Source organism: Psychrobacter luti (assembly GCF_014192115.1).
GTDB classification, from domain to species: Bacteria; Pseudomonadota; Gammaproteobacteria; order Pseudomonadales; family Moraxellaceae; genus Psychrobacter; species Psychrobacter luti.
Window position 1 is genome coordinate 75,991 of the sequence record NZ_JACHXL010000005.1, and the last position, 18,073, is coordinate 94,063.

Annotated in this window: 15 protein-coding genes, 1 tRNA gene and 2 pseudogenes; 10 read left to right on the forward strand and 8 right to left on the reverse strand. The window is 40.2% G+C overall.

The features are described from left to right. The first annotated feature begins 711 nt into the window (after positions 1-711). From FHS24_RS10125 to FHS24_RS10140, 4 genes are all read left to right on the forward strand, one after another. Complete coding sequence (locus tag FHS24_RS10125) at positions 712-2,211, forward strand: SulP family inorganic anion transporter (RefSeq protein WP_183621024.1); 1,500 nt, start codon at positions 712-714, stop codon at positions 2,209-2,211. A gap of 148 nt (positions 2,212-2,359) precedes the next feature. Further along, the gene (locus tag FHS24_RS10130; RefSeq protein WP_183621025.1) at positions 2,360-3,214 is read left to right on the forward strand and encodes a universal stress protein; all 855 of its coding nucleotides are present in this window, start codon (positions 2,360-2,362) and stop codon (positions 3,212-3,214) included. Positions 3,215-3,658: 444 nt separating this feature from the next. Beyond that, a complete protein-coding gene (locus FHS24_RS10135) occupies positions 3,659-3,997 on the forward strand; it encodes a P-II family nitrogen regulator (protein ID WP_011514651.1) in 339 nt (112 codons plus the stop codon). An 83-nt stretch (positions 3,998-4,080) separates the two neighbouring features. Then, positions 4,081-5,343: an ammonium transporter gene (locus tag FHS24_RS10140; RefSeq protein WP_183621026.1), complete on the forward strand. Its 1,263-nt coding sequence runs from the start codon at positions 4,081-4,083 to the stop codon at positions 5,341-5,343. 218 nt (positions 5,344-5,561) lie between these two features. Here FHS24_RS10140 and FHS24_RS10145 read toward each other — a convergent pair whose 3' ends face one another. The 3 genes from FHS24_RS10145 to FHS24_RS10155 form a co-directional block, all read right to left on the reverse strand. Then, positions 5,562-5,945: a DUF2147 domain-containing protein gene (locus FHS24_RS10145; protein ID WP_183621027.1), complete on the reverse strand. Its 384-nt coding sequence runs from the start codon at positions 5,943-5,945 to the stop codon at positions 5,562-5,564. Positions 5,946-6,218: 273 nt separating this feature from the next. Further along, positions 6,219-6,482, reverse strand: a complete 264-nt coding sequence (locus FHS24_RS10150) for a hypothetical protein (protein ID WP_183621028.1) — start codon at positions 6,480-6,482, stop codon at positions 6,219-6,221. Between the two features lie 74 nt (positions 6,483-6,556). Then, complete coding sequence (locus FHS24_RS10155; protein ID WP_227671793.1) at positions 6,557-7,402, reverse strand: DNA/RNA non-specific endonuclease; 846 nt, start codon at positions 7,400-7,402, stop codon at positions 6,557-6,559. Between the two features lie 194 nt (positions 7,403-7,596). Between FHS24_RS10155 and FHS24_RS10160 the strand changes: the two genes are divergently transcribed. Next, a tRNA-Ser gene (locus FHS24_RS10160) sits at positions 7,597-7,687 on the forward strand. 233 nt (positions 7,688-7,920) lie between these two features. On the opposite strand, the pseudogene FHS24_RS10165 reads toward FHS24_RS10160, so the two are convergent. The 4 genes and pseudogenes from FHS24_RS10165 to FHS24_RS10180 all read right to left on the reverse strand — a co-directional run. After that, positions 7,921-8,160 (reverse strand): annotated as a pseudogene (locus FHS24_RS10165) (hypothetical protein); the annotation flags it as partial. Between the two features lie 194 nt (positions 8,161-8,354). Beyond that, positions 8,355-9,047, reverse strand: coding sequence for a hypothetical protein (locus FHS24_RS10170; protein ID WP_183621030.1), 693 nt, complete (start codon positions 9,045-9,047; stop codon positions 8,355-8,357). Positions 9,048-9,059: 12 nt separating this feature from the next. Next, a complete protein-coding gene (locus FHS24_RS10175) occupies positions 9,060-11,081 on the reverse strand; it encodes a hypothetical protein (RefSeq protein WP_227671794.1) in 2,022 nt (673 codons plus the stop codon). 29 nt (positions 11,082-11,110) lie between these two features. Next, the gene (locus FHS24_RS10180) at positions 11,111-12,616 is read right to left on the reverse strand and encodes a hypothetical protein (RefSeq protein WP_183621032.1); all 1,506 of its coding nucleotides are present in this window, start codon (positions 12,614-12,616) and stop codon (positions 11,111-11,113) included. A gap of 725 nt (positions 12,617-13,341) precedes the next feature. Here FHS24_RS10180 and FHS24_RS10185 point away from each other — a divergent pair. Beyond that, entirely contained in the window at positions 13,342-13,842 is a 501-nt protein-coding gene (locus FHS24_RS10185; protein ID WP_183621033.1) for a hypothetical protein, read from the forward strand. A gap of 36 nt (positions 13,843-13,878) precedes the next feature. Here FHS24_RS10185 and FHS24_RS10190 read toward each other — a convergent pair. After that, positions 13,879-14,613: pseudogene (locus FHS24_RS10190) on the reverse strand (M48 family metallopeptidase). Positions 14,614-14,761: 148 nt separating this feature from the next. On the opposite strand from FHS24_RS10190, the gene FHS24_RS10195 reads away from it, so the two are divergent. The 4 genes from FHS24_RS10195 (at position 14,762) to FHS24_RS10210 (ending at position 18,070) form a co-directional block, all read left to right on the forward strand. Then, positions 14,762-15,448, forward strand: coding sequence for a hypothetical protein (locus tag FHS24_RS10195; RefSeq protein WP_183621034.1), 687 nt, complete (start codon positions 14,762-14,764; stop codon positions 15,446-15,448). Between the two features lie 178 nt (positions 15,449-15,626). Beyond that, positions 15,627-16,034 (forward strand): hypothetical protein, encoded by a 408-nt coding sequence (locus FHS24_RS10200; RefSeq protein WP_183621035.1) that lies wholly within the window; start codon positions 15,627-15,629, stop codon positions 16,032-16,034. 731 nt (positions 16,035-16,765) lie between these two features. Then, positions 16,766-17,302, forward strand: coding sequence for a Csu type fimbrial protein (locus FHS24_RS10205; protein ID WP_183621036.1), 537 nt, complete (start codon positions 16,766-16,768; stop codon positions 17,300-17,302). A gap of 6 nt (positions 17,303-17,308) precedes the next feature. Further along, on the forward strand, positions 17,309-18,070 hold the full coding sequence (locus FHS24_RS10210; RefSeq protein ID WP_183621037.1) for a fimbrial biogenesis chaperone: 762 nt from the start codon (positions 17,309-17,311) through the stop codon (positions 18,068-18,070). The last annotated feature ends 3 nt before the right edge of the window (positions 18,071-18,073 follow it).

Sequence of the window (18,073 nt, forward strand, 5' to 3'; positions counted from 1 at the left end):
TGGACGAACAAAATTGTGTCAAACAGCTCTATATATAGCCTGAGTAAGATACTTTAAATGAAAAACATCATAAAGGTATCACTCGGATTTCGGTACTGGTTTTTTGAGGCTTTGTGTTATTATGCGCCTGTTTTTATATTGAGTCGCTAATGCTATAATAGCTGCCTTAATAGTAACTGCTATCGCAAATGGCTATTTTGACCAAGTATATAATCTAGCATTTTAGTTTAGCATGTTGTCACACGTATCGGGATATTGTCATCTTCCTTCAGCAGCGATTCGTCTGGTGATAATGGTATGACAGACAATTACTGCCCTAGATTATGGCATTTTGTCTGACAGATTTATTATCTTCTTCTACCGCAATAGACCATCGCGGACACTTATTCATCATTTTAAAGACTGTCATCATATTGATTATGGGTGATGGCATTTGCGATACCGTTATAAAGGTCGATAGCTAAGTAGTTAGCTAATATTCAAGCAGGCAATTACTCAAGCAAATAATCGTGCAACAGCCATATGACTGCATGAGTACCTGTTTAAAGAACGATTATCAGCATCTATCACAATGACTTGTTTTTTATAACGTAATTATGGTCGATATCATCCTCGACATAGTTAATCACGATGCAATCCTTTTATCGCTAAGCGTTATTGCTAAATGATGAACGATTGCTTTTTTTGCCTCTAACCCTATGCAGTTTACTTATGACATCTTTTTTTGGCAGTTTACGTGAAGAGTGGTTTTCCAATATTCGCGGTGATACGTTATCAGGTTTGGTCGTCGCACTGGCCTTGATTCCAGAAGCGATTGCCTTTTCTATTATCGCCGGTGTTGACCCAAAAGTCGGTCTGTATGCGTCGTTTTGTATCGCCGTGGTGATCAGTTTTGTTGGTGGTCGTCCGGGTATGATTTCAGCGGCAACCGGTGCGATGGCGCTAGTCATGGTTGATTTGGTCGCCGAGCACGGTCTGCAATATTTGCTGGCGGCAACCTTATTGTGTGGCGTTATCCAAATAATCATGGGTATCTTTAAGCTTGGTAACTTAATGCGCTTTGTGTCACGCTCGGTGGTCATTGGTTTTGTCAATGCGCTGGCGATTTTGATCTTTGCTGCTCAGTTGCCCGAGCTTAACCCAATGACTGAGCGCGTCGGCATGACGGTTTATATCATGACCGCAGCGGGTTTAGCCATTATCTACTTGTTTCCGCTGATTCCTAAAATCGGGCGCGTGATTCCATCGCCGCTGATTTGCATCGTTGGTTTGACCGCGGTCGCCATGTATATGAATCTTGATATTCGTAATGTCGGTAGCATGGGCGATTTGCCAGATTCTTTACCGGTGTTTTTGTTGCCTGATATTCCGCTCAATTTGAATACCTTATTGATTATCGCACCTTATTCTATCGCGCTTGCTATTGTCGGTTTGTTAGAATCAATGATGACCGCGACCATCGTCGATGAATTAACCGATACGCCAAGTGATAAAAACAAAGAATGCCGTGGTCAAGGTATGGCCAACGTAGTGTCAGGATTCTTTGGTGGTATGGCAGGTTGTGCGATGATTGGGCAGTCGATGATTAACGTCAAATCTGGCGGTCGTACGCGTTTATCAACGCTTATCGCTGGTGTAGTGCTACTTATCATGGTGGTGTTTTTAAGCGACTGGGTCAGCCTGATACCGATGGCCGCACTGGTTGCGGTGATGATTATGGTCTCTATCGGCACCTTTAACTGGCAGTCTATTCGTGAATTTAAAACCCATCCGATGTCCTTCAATATCGTTATGCTGGCGACAGTTTTGACCACCGTCTTTACTCATAACCTAGCGTATGGCGTTGGCGTTGGGGTGTTGTTATCTGCCTTAGCATTTGCCAATAAAATCGGGCAATTCTTAACCATCTTTAGTGAATATGACGACAGCAGTAATACCCGTTATTACTACGTGCAAGGGCAGGTTTTCTTTGCTTCAACGACGCAGTTTTTGCAGAGTTTTGATACCAAAGAAGCGTTAGATAGCGTACATATTGACGTCAGCCAAGCTCACTTTTGGGATGTTAGTGCCGTTGATACCTTGGACAAGCTGGTCATGCGCTTGCAACGCGAAGGCATTGATGTCAAAGTGGTTGGACTCAACAGCGCCAGCCGCACCCTTATCGATCGTTTTTCGATTCATGATCGCCGAGATATTGGGCTCTTGGATTAAGAAAAACTGCATTGGTGTTATCAAGCTGATATAAACGTTTGGTTTATTCATCAGCAATTATATTGGTATATAAAATCAGGCTCGTTGGTTAAAGGATGACTTTAACCAACGAGCCTGTGTTTTCATTATTGAGATATGTGGTGCATTTATGAGTAATTTGAAGCCAGATAGCGTGATTGCTTGCTTGGATTGTCCCGATCATGTACAAGCCGTATTGGATGCCAGTATGTGGGCATCTATTCGTCTGCAAGCGCCCATTGGCCTGCTTCATTCCGTACCAAGTTTACAACAAAAAGCCGCCGTTGATTATTCAGGCTGCCTAAATATTGATGATGAAAATGCCCTACTCGATCAATTTACGGCAAAAGAACATCTCAGTAATAGCGAGTTAAAAGCCCAAGGTAAGCTCCTGCTACACCAAGCAACCACTTACTGCGAGCAGCAACCTCATAAGTTTAAAACCTATACGTTACATCGGCATGAAAACTTGAGTGACAGCATTGATTATGTTGATGACAAAGCACAATTAATCGTCATTGGTCATCATGTCACCTGCAAATCAACCTTAAGCCAGCTTATCCGCTTAAGCCACTGCCCCATTTTGGTGACGCATGCACCATTTTTGCCCCCGACCACGGCATTATTTGCTTTTGATAATAGCCCAACCTCGCATAAACTACTCAATTGGCTCTGTAAAACAGCTCTAGTTCGGGCGTTGACGGTGCATATTGTCATGGTTGCCAAAGAAAACTCAGAAAACTGCGATGCCTTACGCGAAGCCTATGCGCGCCTCAAGCAAGCAGGCATCAAATGCAAAAAAACCTTGCTTGACTGCCGCGATGTGACTGCCGCGTTGAATTACTACCAAAGCAAAAACGATATTGGTCTGTTGATGACCGGTGCTTTTGGGCAACCACGTTTGCTTGAATTGTTAAAAGGTAGCGAGACCAAAAAACTGCTTGGTAGCACCAAAACCCCGTACTTACTATTCCCCAAGGCTTAAGGCTGCTCGTTTATTTGAATACAGAGGCTGAATGTTAAGCGTGATTCATCGCGCTTTAATATTGTATCTAGCATAAGTCTCTGTAATCTCTTCCTGTTACGCATCTTCTTTTCTTTGTCCTCAGCTTTTGTCAAATCATCACATGAAATAAAGTGATAGCCTCCCCAAGTGCTTAAAAAGTTGGTTATAATAAAGTTTTCGTTTATTCAACGTTAAAGGTTGATTTCTCTAACTTATACCAATAACTGTGCTATTTATTGTTATGGTATAAGCGCTATTCTTTGTCATACTCATGAGTGTTTTTGAGACTATGTGCGCAAACCTACCTACCCCCTTGAGTAGGTTTGGCACAGTTCTTGAAGCATTAACCATAAGCATGACAATAATATGCGGCAGCAAACTGCCTCTATTAACCTGCGACATCACCCATATAAGGATTTTTTTATGAAGCTAATCACTGCGATCTTAAAACCGTTTAAGCTCGATGATGTGCGTGAAGCGCTTTCTGACATCGGTGTGAAAGGAGTCACCGTCACCGAGGTTAAAGGTTTCGGTCGTCAAAAAGGTCATACCGAGCTCTATCGCGGCGCCGAGTACGTGGTGGACTTTTTGCCTAAAGTAAAAGTCGAAGTGGCGGTGATGGATGAGATGGTTGAGCCTGCTATCGAAGCCATTACGCGTATCGCCAGTACTGGAAAAATCGGTGACGGCAAGATATTCGTGACCAACCTTGAGCAAGTCATTCGTATTCGTACGGGTGAGACAGGTCCTGACGCTATTTAATATTTAAGCGCCAGACCACCTATAAACACTGATTTATAGGTCATCTCGATAGCTATATTGCATATATTCAAGGGGGAATTAACATGCAAAACCAAATCTTTGAGCTCCAGTACGCGCTAGATACGTTTTACTTCTTAATGTGTGGGGCGCTGGTAATGTGGATGGCAGCCGGCTTTACCATGTTAGAAGCAGGATTGGTACGCTCAAAAAATACCGTCGAAATCCTCACCAAAAATATCGCCCTCTTTGCCACCGCCTGTACTATGTATATGATATGCGGTTATGCCATTATGTATGATGGTAATCTGTTTTTGAGCGGTATTGCAGGCACTGAAGCCTTAGTAGCAGACGCATTAGCGACCTCAGCTGAAAATGGCTTTGATGGCGATGCCGTATATTCGGCCGCCTCTGACTTCTTCTTCCAAGTGGTTTTTGTCGCCACCTGTATGTCAATCGTTTCAGGTGCCGTAGCTGAACGCATGAAGTTATGGTCTTTTTTGCTATTTGCCGTTGTCATGACCGGAGTTATTTACCCATTAGAAGGTAGCTGGACTTGGGGCGGTAAAGCCGTGTTTGGCCTATTCAGCCTTGGCGATTTGGGATTTTCTGATTTTGCTGGCTCAGGTATCGTCCATATGGCAGGAGCCGCTGCCGCGCTATCGGGCGTATTGCTCTTAGGGGCGCGTAAAGGTAAATATGGCCCTAATGGTGAGATACGCGCTATCCCTGGGGCTAATTTACCATTAGCAGCGCTTGGTACGCTTATCTTATGGATGGGCTGGTTTGGGTTTAACGGTGGTTCCGTACTCAAGCTTGGCGATATCGCCAGCGCCAATGCGGTTGCGGTGGTGTTTTTGAATACCAATGCCGCTGCTGCGGGTGGTGCCATCGGGGCGCTTATTATCGCGCGCATTATCTTCGGTAAGGCAGATTTAACCATGCTCTTAAATGGTGCATTGGCAGGTCTTGTCGCTATTACTGCTGAACCCTCTACCCCGTCGGCGCTTCAGGCAACGCTATTTGGAATGGTGGCAGGCGTCATCGTTGTACTATCTATTTTAGTATTAGATAAAATAAAGATTGATGATCCAGTTGGTGCTATCTCGGTGCATGGCGTGGCAGGCTTATTCGGTCTACTCATTGTCCCTCTGACCAATCCTGCCGCTACTTTACTAGGGCAAATTGCCGGTGCTGCAACCATCTTTACTTGGGTATTCATCAGCAGTCTGACGGTATGGAGCATCATTAAATTTGTTATAGGTCTGCGTATCTCTGAAGAGGAAGAATACCAAGGAGCAGACATTGCTGAATGTGGTATGGAAGCCTATCCTGAGTTTATAAGGTAAATGCTATTCAAGACGGTTTTATTGAGGCTCATTTTATCTATAATAAAACCATCATTAATAAAATACGTAGTAATAAAATCATTATTACTAAAAACGCCACCATTAAAAATCCCGCGTAACCTTTCGGTTATGCGGGATTCTTAATTCTCTACTAATTTTTTTCTATCAAGTCTAGTTTAAATTAACAACCAAATTTGATAAGGCGAAATTATGTCAGTTTATTTCTTTTTCCACGTTTGGCTACGTGAGAATGGACCGATATAACCTTTTAGCTTTAAAGTGCTGCCACTTAGGTTAGCAGTCATGCGATAGTCTTTATTCTTTTCAGGGTCAGTAATCGTACCGCCACTGTATTTACCACCACCGTCAGCTTTTAAACCAGAGATAATCGTCATACCAACGTGCTTTTTACCTTTTTCTGAATTCGTGCTGATAAGCTTACCAGTTAGTACGCCATTAGACTCAGTAATTTTAACCACGCCTTTTGGCTGGCCTTCATCAAAAGTCTGCCAAGTAGTATTGTGTAATGGGTCAGCGGCAAATGCCATGCTTGCTAAACTGATACCAGCAACTGCTAAAGTGGTTTTTGCGAATAATTTCATAAATTGACTCCCTTCATTCAATGATTACTAGAAACGTTGTGTTTCTGATGTCCTACGCTTATCCTTTTATCAACAATCTTTTATTACAAGCTTGCAGCTCTATACTAAGTTTCAGTTAAAAGCCGATATTAATATCTCATTAATGCTTAGCTTTTCATAAAAGGTTTGATCGACATAAGCGATGTCTTGACCCATTATAAGCACTTTTTAGATTTTGCCTAGTAATTTTTTTATAGTTTATTATTTCTATAAAATCAAAAGCATATCAAACAGTTACAGGAACGGATTGTCTATAATTTTATCCGCTTGGTCATCTTTTTGTTTTGACTTATCCTGAGTATTACTATATTTACTACGATTTTCAAATGCCAGCATAATTTTACTAGTAAGCTCGTGTAGCTGCTGTGCTTGCTCATGTCCCGCTTCGTCAAAGAGCAGATTAATGTCGCCATAAATAATGATTTTATCTTCTTGGTTTTCGATTATCAAATCACCAATCTGCATACTCTGGTGATTATTTGTAAATGGATCAATCATCTCGTCCTCCTTTACCTTAACAGCGCATTACCTAATCTTTCAATGCTGTGGGGATTTAGTTACATTTAAACCGGTTATGCCTGTAATTGTGCCATGAGCCAGTCAATGATTGCTAGGACAAATAGCATCCAAACTGGTTCTTCTTGGGGAGTTTCGGGCAAATCTGAGCTGTCACCTGCCTTTAGTGGCAAATCAAATGCTTGCGCTTTGGCTTGGGCATCCAATACCGGTAAAACGTCGATACCAATCTTGGCGGTTAGTTCATCAAGACTAATCACGTCTATGCGCTCTGATTCATCATTGGGCGCATAGTACACGCCTGCTTGATTGCTCGCAGGTATATAAACGGCTTTGAAAAAGTGACTGGGCACCAGCACATTATCCGCCAGTTGTTTGGTTTTTTTACTGGTAAACGCTACTCCCGTAATGGTGTAGACCTCACCGTATTGCTGGGTTAAATAGCGCGTGGCAGACTCAATATTACGCCAAATATAGCGATTATTACGTGGTGATTGCGGCGCGATGTTGGCAAGGCTAAAGCTATCATACTGCTGGCTACGATTGGCCATATTACCATTGGGCGCTAAATGTCCACGATCATAACCGGAGCCTGAATAATCGGATAGTTTGGCACGCATGGATTTTGGCAGGCGGCTTTCTTCATGAAAGCTGTCTTCACGGTCAATCTCTTTGGCTTGCTGCAAGCGCTTACGGTCAAGATATTCTGCTGACCATAGCGGTGTACGTGATACGCCTGAGTACATAACGGCAAAACCGTCCATACATAGCGCTTGGGTATTATTACTGAGCTTAGAATTGGTAAATTCAGGATAAACGCCGCCATAAAAAGACTGGCTACACTGGCTCAGATCATCTGCTTGGGCAGACGACATCCCTATTAAGACAGTGAATACTGTCATTATGATATTATTTTTAACCCGTACTTTATCTTTAAAAAAACTTATCATGCAACTTTCAACCATCTATGCCTGCCATTACGTATGCGCTATCCTAGCAGGCAGTTACCAATAAAGAAAGATGCGGCGTAAGTGGTGACATTTTAAATGCTATCCGCTATACTTAGGCAGCCAAAAATCTTGGTCTTGCAAAAAACGGTGAAGTGGGTGAGTGGCTGAAACCGCACGCCTGGAAAGTGTGTATACGTTCATAGCGTATCGAGGGTTCGAATCCCTCCTTCACCGCCAACCTTATTAAATACTAGTTTTCCCACCTATTCCCACACACTCCCATATAAATCTGTAACCCTTTATAAAAAACGCTTCTAGCGTTTTTTTTATGTCTGCTGTTTCCCTAATCTATCCGAATATAACCCACCTATCCCATAGCTTGTGTTGGTCTATGATTTCATTAAACCTCAATTAGACCAACATTCTATCTCGGTTTATATGCCTTAGACCAACATAATCGTCTTAACGCTTTAAACATATAGCTCGTAGGTATAGGAATAGACCAACATATCAAAAATCAAATGACCAAAAACATGAGCTTTAGATGGATAGGAAAGCAATTGCATCATCTGCTCTCTATGCGCTTCATGACTACCTAGAATGGCATCATCAATGGCTCGAGGGAAATCATCTAGCATCGCTTGCTCACACGTGTTCTTGGCAATTTGCGACATCACACCATTATTCTCATAAAATTTATCAGCAGTGGTATTGATATGATTCCATCTCTTGATTGGTCAGCTTAAGGGAAAGTCCCGAGACGTTGACAATATTTTAGTGCTTTAAATTCCGTAAAATACTAAAACACAAGAGAGCCCTCTAGAGAGCTCTCTTATTTATGTAAATGATTTAATCGTCATTTGCAATTTTGATCGTATTTAAGGTTTAACCTAAATTAATATTTTTAAATATCATTCAGTACTTTTGGTTTATCTGATGAACTCGTTGGCATTTTGAATTCAATACCAGCCTTTTTAAATAGTTTTGGATATTCTACCAAAGCCATCGTTGAATTTTTAGCAATACCAGTGATATCTCCGACCACACCTTTAGCCTCAACTAAAGACATGCCTGTATTGGTCAAACTTCTTGGATTTGCTATTAAACTCATACCTACTTGTTTAGCGCCTACCGCCAATTCACGAGCGGTTAAACTTGCGATTACAAAGTTTGTTGCAGAGTCCAACAAATGCTGCTTCTGCTCCACATTCAATGCTGATAGCTTAGCTACTGTTCCTGCTTCATCTTTTTTAGAGGCTTCTAAAACAGTATTAGACAACACGACAATTTGTTTTTGAATGGCTTCTTGTTCTTTCGGATCAGAGGTCGTTTTCAGACTTTTCTGTTTTGCTTTTAACTCATCTGAGTCTTGTTTACTTGCGAGTAATGAAGCTAAAGCAGTACGACTCTGAGTAAACATTGCATTGGTTGCTTTAGCTTGCGTGAAGAAACCGTTAATATCCATATTTGAAGAAGATACGCCAGTAACAGATTCGGATAATGACGATGCAATACTACTCAGTGACCCAAAACCTGCATAGACGCTTGATGTTCCCATTGAAGCTGCTATTGCTAAAACAATTGCAATTTTTTTCATACTTTGTTATCCCTATTTTGAAGAGTCGGCTTTTTGCACGATTTGATTTAAAATTTTTGGTAAAGCCTCAAACATCTGAATGTTATACATCTCATTACGATGCTGATGATCTATACCCTTTAATTCGATTTCTTGTTGCAAACCATAAGCCCCTATTTTTTCAGACTTTTGGTTGAATATGCGTGCACCACTGGCCATAACCAATGTGGCATCACAATTACTTTTATCTGCATTACATTTAATACTGTCTTGTTTCACTTCAATCTTAAGTACTGGCTGTAAACATTCATTTGTAGGAATATAAAAGTTAGCTTTCATATCTTTTTTAAACCCAGCATTTTCAGTCATAGCAACGACTGAATCTTTCAACAGAGTCTGTCCTTTAAAGCCTGAACCTGTCGCATAAAATGGTCGTTTCGACTGACTGCTAAAAGCGTGGTAAATCAAAGGACCAAAACCATGAAATGGAATTTCACCAACTTGCTCAGTATGTAAGCTTGGACATAAAACGCGCGATTGCTTCGAGTCACCCACTGGAGCAGAACTATCAAGCAGAATACTGTCTCCAGAACGCACGGGTAAACGATCACTGCTGTTGACAGGGAAATCTAATTGCGCGGTAACTTTCGCACCTTGACGTTCCAAAACAGTCGCTTCCCATGTTGGAATCAGAATATTACGTCCTGCTGCCTTATCTGAATGATAAACATGGACTTTCATTCCGGTACTTAAGCGTTTCCCCGCATCATCGATGGTAATGCGTTGACCACTTGAACTTGAGACTTTTAAATCAGAACGAGTAAATTGAATCCCTTTTTGAAATTGTTTACCTAATTTCAAAAGTGCGTTTTTCAATACAACTTCTTTACGTGCCTCTAGAGAAAATCCCATTCCTTCTGAAATCACATCTTTAATATCATCTGTTGCCTGTGCTGAGTAGATCACGCGACCAGAACGATCAATCATTTCAGCAAAAACTTCACTATGGAGAACCTGTTGCTGAGTTATTTTTCCAATTTGCTGTTGATAAGCAATGACAGGAAGGACGTTAATCCGAATAAAAAATTCAGGTAACTCACGTTGGTTAATGTCTTCACTTTGCGCTAATGCAGTCTGTTCACTAACACTTTGCGCCATAGCACTATAACGTCGATTGACTGGAGTCAAAGTAAATGAAGCTTGCTCACCTACTGCATCTGAAAAGATTTGCTCAATTAAATCTTTTGATTCGCCTTGATAAGTCAGTACATCAACCACTAATGCTTTAGGCTTATTCATAGCCTGACGTGTATTGGTTGATACTTTACTAAAGCGCTTACTACGACCCTGCATCAATATTGGCACTGCCACAGCATAATCACTGTCCGCATGTACCACACGAATCAAATCACCATCTATTGAACTCAGCTCATCTTGTGCTGCGATCCCTTGCTTAAAGCCTTTATCTAAAACCAAATATGATTTCCAGCGATCAATCACTTGGGTCTCAGTTTCAGAAATTTTAAGTTTCGATTTTAATTCTTCAGTCACTTGCTTAGTCAATGTCAACAAAGTACTTTGAAATTTCTGTTTAATTACTGTTTTTGTTATAGGAGAATCAATTTCAGTAGTAAGTACCTGAATCGGTTGCGACAACGTCGCGCTGTCACTATAAATGACCTCGCCCGACAACACGTTAGTGAGTTTTAGACTTAAGGTGACTGGTAGAAAAATTTCTGCTGTCGAATCCTTCTTTACAATGTATTCACTCGCGCGTAAAACTTCTAGAGAGGCTATATAAGTACGATTTTTAGTTTTTTGCGAAATAGTATCGACAACTTGTTCACCGAAATTTTGTTTTAAACCTTGTACAAAAAGTTGCTCGGCTTGTTTACGAATGATTTCATTGTCAATCGCTTGACTGAAATCACATACAATAGAAGAACCATTCGGTTCATATTTGCTAGGATCGGTACGACAACCTTGCTCCAATCCAAAAATACCTTTCGATGGGTAGATTTGAATATTCGCATTTGCCCATGCTGAAACAAGCATCGGCATAGCCAGACATAAGACTTTGAATTTTATGTGCACTGTGTACCACCGATGCAGAGTGTGATCGTATTTCCAGCTAGTAATCGCTCGGCGCTCGATAGCGTTGGGCTTACTTTACGTAGCGCTTTAGCCAATTCTGCACTAATCGGTTTTTCACTCTTATAGGTCATGGTCATTTCAACCAATTTGCCGTCTTGAGTGCGAATATCGATATTTTCTGCGCCATCCATTTCATCTAAGGCAATATACAAATCATCCCCTAGACGTGAAGTTACAATGCCAGAAGCACTTTTCACAAAAATGGTAATTTCTTTACCATACATAGAGCGATTTTTCGCATAACCTAAAATCTGTGGTCCAATTTGGCTAACTGCTAATTCACCTAGTTTCTTTGCTACATTGGTACGGCATGAATCTGTGGTCGCACCTGTCGATGACTCTGTACGAGTTTCCCCACCCATTAAAGTCGAATCATCTACTGAATAAATTTTAAAGCTTACAGCACCATCGCAGACAAATTGACCTGTGGCACTCGAACGACCACGATCATAAATATAAGAGCTACCAGCCATAAACCAGTCCGCTTTTTCTTTACGCGCCGCGATTACTAGCTTATTAAGCTCTACATCACTCATTAGTTGTTGAATCGTCATACTGCGACCATTTAAATACTGACTTCTGAAACGGTCAGAATCGAGCAACCGCAAATCATAACGAGATGCAGCACCTGCAATTGAATTTAATGTTTGATTATTACGCTCAGCTTTAGTACTTGGTGTTTGATATTCCACATATTTCACAAAACTTTGAATATCCTTTTGACTTTCAGATTGGCTATATTTTCCCGACTCACTGGCATTGTAGCTACTTGAGGATGCTGATTTACCTGAATTATTATGGCTTGATGAGCGGGCAGCAACACCTACACCAGCCCCATAATAATTATCATAGGCATAACCTGCGGCGGCAGATGAACGTCCTTTTGAAGAATAAGAATCTGACGCACTGGCTTTAGCACTTTCACTAGCTTTGTAACTTGCATCTTCATCATAGCTATAGCTACGATCTGAAAAATAAGAAGTAAATTCTTTAACTGGCTTAGAGTTATCTTTTGGTACACCGAAGTATTCATCCATCACAATCATAATCGGACTGGTTCGACTATTTTTCTTTGCCAATCCTAAATCATTAAGAATTGAACGAAATTCTTGGTCATCTATTTCCAGACTAACTTGAGTGACTAATTCATTGTTGCTGTTGGTACTACTGCCTCGGTTTAGCACATAATTACTGTCAACTTGTTTTACAATTTCATTTAAATATTGACTCGCTTCATTCATCGCCTGCGGACCATTAATACGCTTAATGAGAGCAATGACAGCATCAGTTTTTGCATTGTTGTATGCTTGATTACGTGTGCCATTCAGATCTTTTTTGATAATAGGTGTAGCACCTTCCCCATTCACTTTAATAATTTCAGCATTACTAACTTGGACAGTCAACAAACACAAAAGTGTCAATATAGCCTTTTTCATAACTCACTCTCTTAATTAAAATTTCTAGCTACCTTTATAATTTCTTTACTAGATTTTAAATTCAGGGCTCACTCGATAATCATTTCTATCAGCAATTAAGGTCGCCTTCTTTAAAGTTTACGTAATCCTAGAATTAACCCATTAGACGTTAAACATTAGATTTGCATCAATATAACTACCCATTGCCAGCCTCTTAAGTTTACTGTAAGTTACTTTAATAGCGTGACTATAACCGATTAGAAATATTCTAGCAATAAATATGTATCTAGAAAATGAACTAAGGTTCAATTTAGAATTAGGCTTACAATTACAGCACTGCTTATAATGATCTTGGAAAGATGTACGCAGAAGGTAGTGGTGTATTAGGTAAGTCCTAGGCTGAAAAGAGCTGTAGATAGATAATTAAATAAAGCCAACTGAAATAGCAGTTTAAGTCATAGATCCGTCTGACAATATAACTGAGCACAATAATGATAATGGCGGGTATATTGATCAACCCGTAAATGACGATTATATTGCTAGCCTATCACTAGAGAACCTTTAGTACGATGCCCTCACAGGAGAACCACTCTTCCTAGGTAGGGGTGGTTCTGATTGGGAGCTATTTCTAGAAAATATAGACGAACTTAATGAAAACGCTGTTAACTGAAGAAAAAATGTTGTTGTAGGCGATATGAAACACGGATTAAATTAAAATTAGCATTCACTGTATAAGAGCAAAAAATATGAAAAAATTAGCTATAGTTTTGAGTATGGTGTTTTTAGGACATACAGCAATCGCTAATGCCGCAACGGATTGGACGCCCTACTTGAAACCAATGATGTCAGGATGTGATTTTCCTAATCCAACGGATAAGCTACCGGCACGTTACGAAACTTCTATAGCTAGCAAAAAGTTTAGAGTTGATAAAACCAATGAAATTGATGGATACGGTGAACAAATTACTACCTACACTCTAAAAAATGCGACTGCTTTTGGACAACCTTTATTGAAGCTTGAGTATTTGGTAGGATACGAGTGGGGGCACTTAAAGCTCTATTTTAAAGATACTAAATTCACCGCACTACGTATGCAATTTAAACTACCGGAAGTTGACAATTACCCAGACGATCCTCTGCAAGTAATGAAAAACAATGCTAGTGGTTACGAAGTGGAGGAAATGGGTTATACAAACTTAATATTTGATAGGAAGGAAAAAAGTATTACTTGTTTCTCGGGTCTCTAAATACTATTTGACCCTAATGAATGTGAGTAATCCACCTTATTCATTCAAATACAGCTCAGCCATCCCATCAATCTTAGCTTTAACCTCTTTCCAGTTGAGCATTACTTGGGTGAGCAGACGCCAAAAGCGCTCGCGATGATTGTGTTCAGTGATATAACACAGCTCATGCAATATCACGTAATCAATGCACTCCTTCGGAGCTTTTACTAAATGCGGATTTAATATTAAATTGCCTTTAGTTGAGCAGCTTCCCCACTACTTTTCCATGGTCATTAATTTTATTAAAGGGCTATTTTCAACCCATGAAACCTTATAAATTAATGCTTCAAGCCTCTCTCTAGAAATCGACCTAAATTTATTTTTATACCATTTATCAATAAGACTTTTTATGAGAGCAGCTCGCTCTTCAGCGTCCAACTCAGAATTACTTTGAGACAATTCTACATTTAGTTTACCGCGGCTAAGCTTCACAGTGCTGTTTATCATATTGTTAGCTTCTGCATCGGTTATCACTTTTAACACATAATGAAGACCCAGATAAAACTGGGTCTCACCGCTGACATAACGCTTGGGCAATACATAATCTTTTTGCTTGGCAAAGTCTTGCAAGCTTTGCCATATCCAGCGAGCACGTTTCATCATAGCGTAATATATCATCTTATCACTGGCATCGTTAGGCGCTGTGGCGACCACACGCTGATCAGGATGTGCCTTGATAACAACTTTGCGGGGTTTGGTCTTTTCGGTAACAAACTTAAAGTCGTTAATTATTTTATTAGTGAAAGTTAATCACAGAAGTGAGCTAATGATAGCAGGGTCTAAGATACTTGGCAGATGTCATTGCTTAAAAATTCGATTATAGTAGACAGTGATATAGGCCAATTAAATAAGCCAGCTAAATAACGCGAGGGGTTAAGCCATGAAAACACTAGGATTATGTATATTAGCCGCACTTAGCTTAAGCGCTTGTACAACGGGCATGAATAATAGTGTAGTAATGAGTACGCCTAATAAAATCGTCACCCACTACCCGGTTGAGATTGCCATGCTCAATGTCTATACCCGAGCGTATAGTGATCAATTATATACGCTGATTGATGAGCAATTGGTTGTGATCAATACCAAAGTCACGCCAAAAGGCGCCATGGTGTTTAATAACCAGCAAGTACAAGGCGCTGAGATGGTTGCTATCACGACCATAAATGATCAGGTAGTAGATAAGTCAGTAGGTATCAATTACTTTACCTTGGAGCCACTGGTATTTCATGGCTTTACCAGCAACGTAGGTGAGTATTCAATTGCAACCCAAACCAAGCCTATACCAAAAATAGCCAGCATAGATGACTCAAGTACCTATCTCACTGAGCAAGTTTATAGCGATAGCAGCAAACGTCAAAAGCTAAAAACGTATACGCAAACATGGTCATTAAAACGAGAGAGTCATAATACCGCGTGGCTATGTATAGAAAGCTCAGAAAACCTATTGCTCAGCTATGACCCTGACGGTACTTCGACAGAATGCTACAAGATAAATGCTAGAGGCGATATCTTAGATAGCAATGTGACTATGAATGGTGATGAGACGATTCTTTTTAACAGTATGTAGTTATCGCATCTAGCTATAAAAGCAAAGCAAAAAAATGGCGCATTAAATGGGTGCCATTTTTAAGTAATTAGATATTCCTATCGAGAACCGTACTCATGATTGTTATTGCCTTGTTATATACTTTTGTTTAATACAATATACGCAATATATTTCATTACCCTTCATCTTTGAGTTATCTATGAACATCAAACTATCAATTTCACTTTTATTATTTTTTGGCGTTATATCAGGTTGTTCAAACAATACTAATAATGTTGAGAATGCCGATACATCAGTAGAAAATGTCGCAGAAGAGCAAATATCTGTAGAGGAAGAAGCGGAAACAGAGCTAAAGGTAGTGCAGGTAGGTAAAAGTAAAGTTGACCAAACACCTGAAGATGATGGTGTAGTTGAGGGTATGGGACACGATTATAGCGATCCTTACTATACAAAGATAATTAACGATTCTGGCAATGAAGTCCAAGATGATTTAGCTTTTGAAGAAAGGGGCGATATCATTTCCGATGAGTTCGCCGCAGACCACGATGATGGCGTAGTTGAAGGTATGGGTCATGACTACAATGACCCTTACTATACAGATAGGTAATATTATCTAAAATTGCTCTATGAGCATATACAATTTAATTCTCTTCAAATATATTTTAGTATTATCAGACGGTTTAAGCGATAAGGGTTATATAATGCGAATAGGAGTTTTTCAGTAGATTATATAACCACATATATAATCAAACAAAAGTTTGCTAATTAATATTCTGTTACACAATAGAGTTTTGCCTATAATAGTGCCCAGCACTTATGTTCTGTTGGTATTAGGAATAATTATTTATAATTAGATCAATAAAATCAAATACTTATATCTAATGTTTGACTTCCTCCTTCACCGCCAATTTTATATAATACCTCTTTTCCCAATCTGTTCCATCCTATCCTAAGCAACCCTTCTTAAAACCTCTAATAGCCAGACTTCCAGTCTATGCTTATTATCTATTGCTGTCCCAATCATTCCAGTTCAATCCTACGTATCCCACGTATTATATTGATCTATTATTCATATACACCATAAATACAACGATATTAGAATAATAAAAATCTTAAAAGGCTAAATATGAACTAATAATTAGCAGTCTTTTCACCTTTTATATTTCAATGACTCTCCCATATATGAGAATAGTTTCTTCTCAAGTTCCACTCCAAATTTGGTAACTTACCGTTCATCCTACTAAAACCGTCATTCATCTGTTCTTGATGGATTCGCTAATACCCTTATGTAAAAATGTGTCTATTAACAAATATAATTTTGATACTTAGAGGTATGACATGAAATTTCAAAAATCTTTATTAACCGCTACTTTACTTGCCGCTGCTAGCTTGACTACCATTTCTGCTAATGCTGCAACTGTTAGTGATACATTTAATGTCAAGATTCAAATCACGTCTGTTTGTAGTGTAAATGCTAAAATAGGCACCAACGATGTTAATTTTGGCCAAGTTGTTGCAGGTACTGCGGCGACAGCTCAGGCAGCCACCCCTCTTACCGTAAGCTGCTCTAAAAATACTCCTTATATTGTTAATCTAACCCCGTCAAGTACTAATACAGATGGTTCAGGTGAAATGAAAGGTCCAGGAACTGGAAATATAGGTATTCCTTATCAACTTAGAAAGGCTTCAGGTGCAACCGCTGCAGTGTGGGGTAATCAGGGAACTCTCACTACAGTAGGTAATGGCATAGCTGGCACTGGGAGAGGTGTAACTACTCCTGTTACTCACATTGTATATGCCTCAGCTACTGCTATTGCAACAGATGTTGAACCCGGCGTGTATACTGATACTGTTACCGTTGCTGTAACTTACTAACTGCTCATGCTAAATTTTTGGTTACGCCGTGTTGCGATACACGGTATTTTATCTGGTTTATTGTTGTCTAGCAGTGTGGCAATGGCGAGCGGTCTGCAGGTCTCTCCTATTTCCCTTAGCCTGCAAGCCAAAGAAAATGCTAGTGGACTGACGCTAAGTAATACCGGTGACGATGTAGTACACGCGCAAGTACGTGTGTACCACTGGTCTCAGGATGGCAAAGGCGATCAGCTCACCGCATCACGAGGATTATTGGCCAGTCCGCCAATGATAAAACTGCAACCGGGTGAAAAGCAACTCATTCGGGTCATTCGTGCAGCCGCTCCTCCAAGTGGCATAGGCGCTGTAGAAGACGCTTATCGACTATCTATTAATGAAATACCAGTGAAATCTGCCGAGCAAAAGACTGGCTTACAGTTTGCGCTAAGCTACTCACTACCCGTGTTTATACAGCCTGTAGGCATTAAAGAGACTTCTCCAAAACTACAATGGAATTACACCGTGCAACCAGATGGTAATCAGGTTGCTATGCGTGTTAGCAATAGCGGTAATGGGCGCGCTCAATTGGCCAAACTCAGCATAGAAGATACTACTGGCAAGAATATTGAAATAAATCCGGGCTTACTTGGCTATGTTTTACCGGGTGCCACTATGCAATGGACACTCAAAGTACCGCCAAACGTATTAAAAAATAGCGGTAAAATTAAGGTGATGATTAATGGAACTGACACGATTCAAGACGTTACGTTGGACAGTCCCACTCGCTAAAGC

Bases quoted from the DNA above. Each gene is read 5' to 3' on its own strand.
- FHS24_RS10125 (WP_183621024.1), top strand. From the start codon at position 712: ATGACATCTTTTTTTGGCAGTTTACGTGAAGAGTGGTTTTCCAATATT.
- FHS24_RS10130 (WP_183621025.1), top strand. From the start codon at position 2,360: ATGAGTAATTTGAAGCCAGATAGCGTGATTGCTTGCTTGGATTGTCCC.
- FHS24_RS10135 (WP_011514651.1), top strand. From the start codon at position 3,659: ATGAAGCTAATCACTGCGATCTTAAAACCGTTTAAGCTCGATGATGTG.
- FHS24_RS10140 (WP_183621026.1), top strand. From the start codon at position 4,081: ATGCAAAACCAAATCTTTGAGCTCCAGTACGCGCTAGATACGTTTTAC.
- FHS24_RS10145 (WP_183621027.1), bottom strand. From the start codon at position 5,945: ATGAAATTATTCGCAAAAACCACTTTAGCAGTTGCTGGTATCAGTTTA.
- FHS24_RS10150 (WP_183621028.1), bottom strand. From the start codon at position 6,482: ATGATTGATCCATTTACAAATAATCACCAGAGTATGCAGATTGGTGAT.
- FHS24_RS10155 (WP_227671793.1), bottom strand. From the start codon at position 7,402: ATGACAGTATTCACTGTCTTAATAGGGATGTCGTCTGCCCAAGCAGAT.
- FHS24_RS10170 (WP_183621030.1), bottom strand. From the start codon at position 9,047: ATGAAAAAAATTGCAATTGTTTTAGCAATAGCAGCTTCAATGGGAACA.
- FHS24_RS10175 (WP_227671794.1), bottom strand. From the start codon at position 11,081: ATGCTTGTTTCAGCATGGGCAAATGCGAATATTCAAATCTACCCATCG.
- FHS24_RS10180 (WP_183621032.1), bottom strand. From the start codon at position 12,616: ATGAAAAAGGCTATATTGACACTTTTGTGTTTGTTGACTGTCCAAGTT.
- FHS24_RS10185 (WP_183621033.1), top strand. From the start codon at position 13,342: ATGAAAAAATTAGCTATAGTTTTGAGTATGGTGTTTTTAGGACATACA.
- FHS24_RS10195 (WP_183621034.1), top strand. From the start codon at position 14,762: ATGAAAACACTAGGATTATGTATATTAGCCGCACTTAGCTTAAGCGCT.
- FHS24_RS10200 (WP_183621035.1), top strand. From the start codon at position 15,627: ATGAACATCAAACTATCAATTTCACTTTTATTATTTTTTGGCGTTATA.
- FHS24_RS10205 (WP_183621036.1), top strand. From the start codon at position 16,766: ATGAAATTTCAAAAATCTTTATTAACCGCTACTTTACTTGCCGCTGCT.
- FHS24_RS10210 (WP_183621037.1), top strand. From the start codon at position 17,309: ATGCTAAATTTTTGGTTACGCCGTGTTGCGATACACGGTATTTTATCT.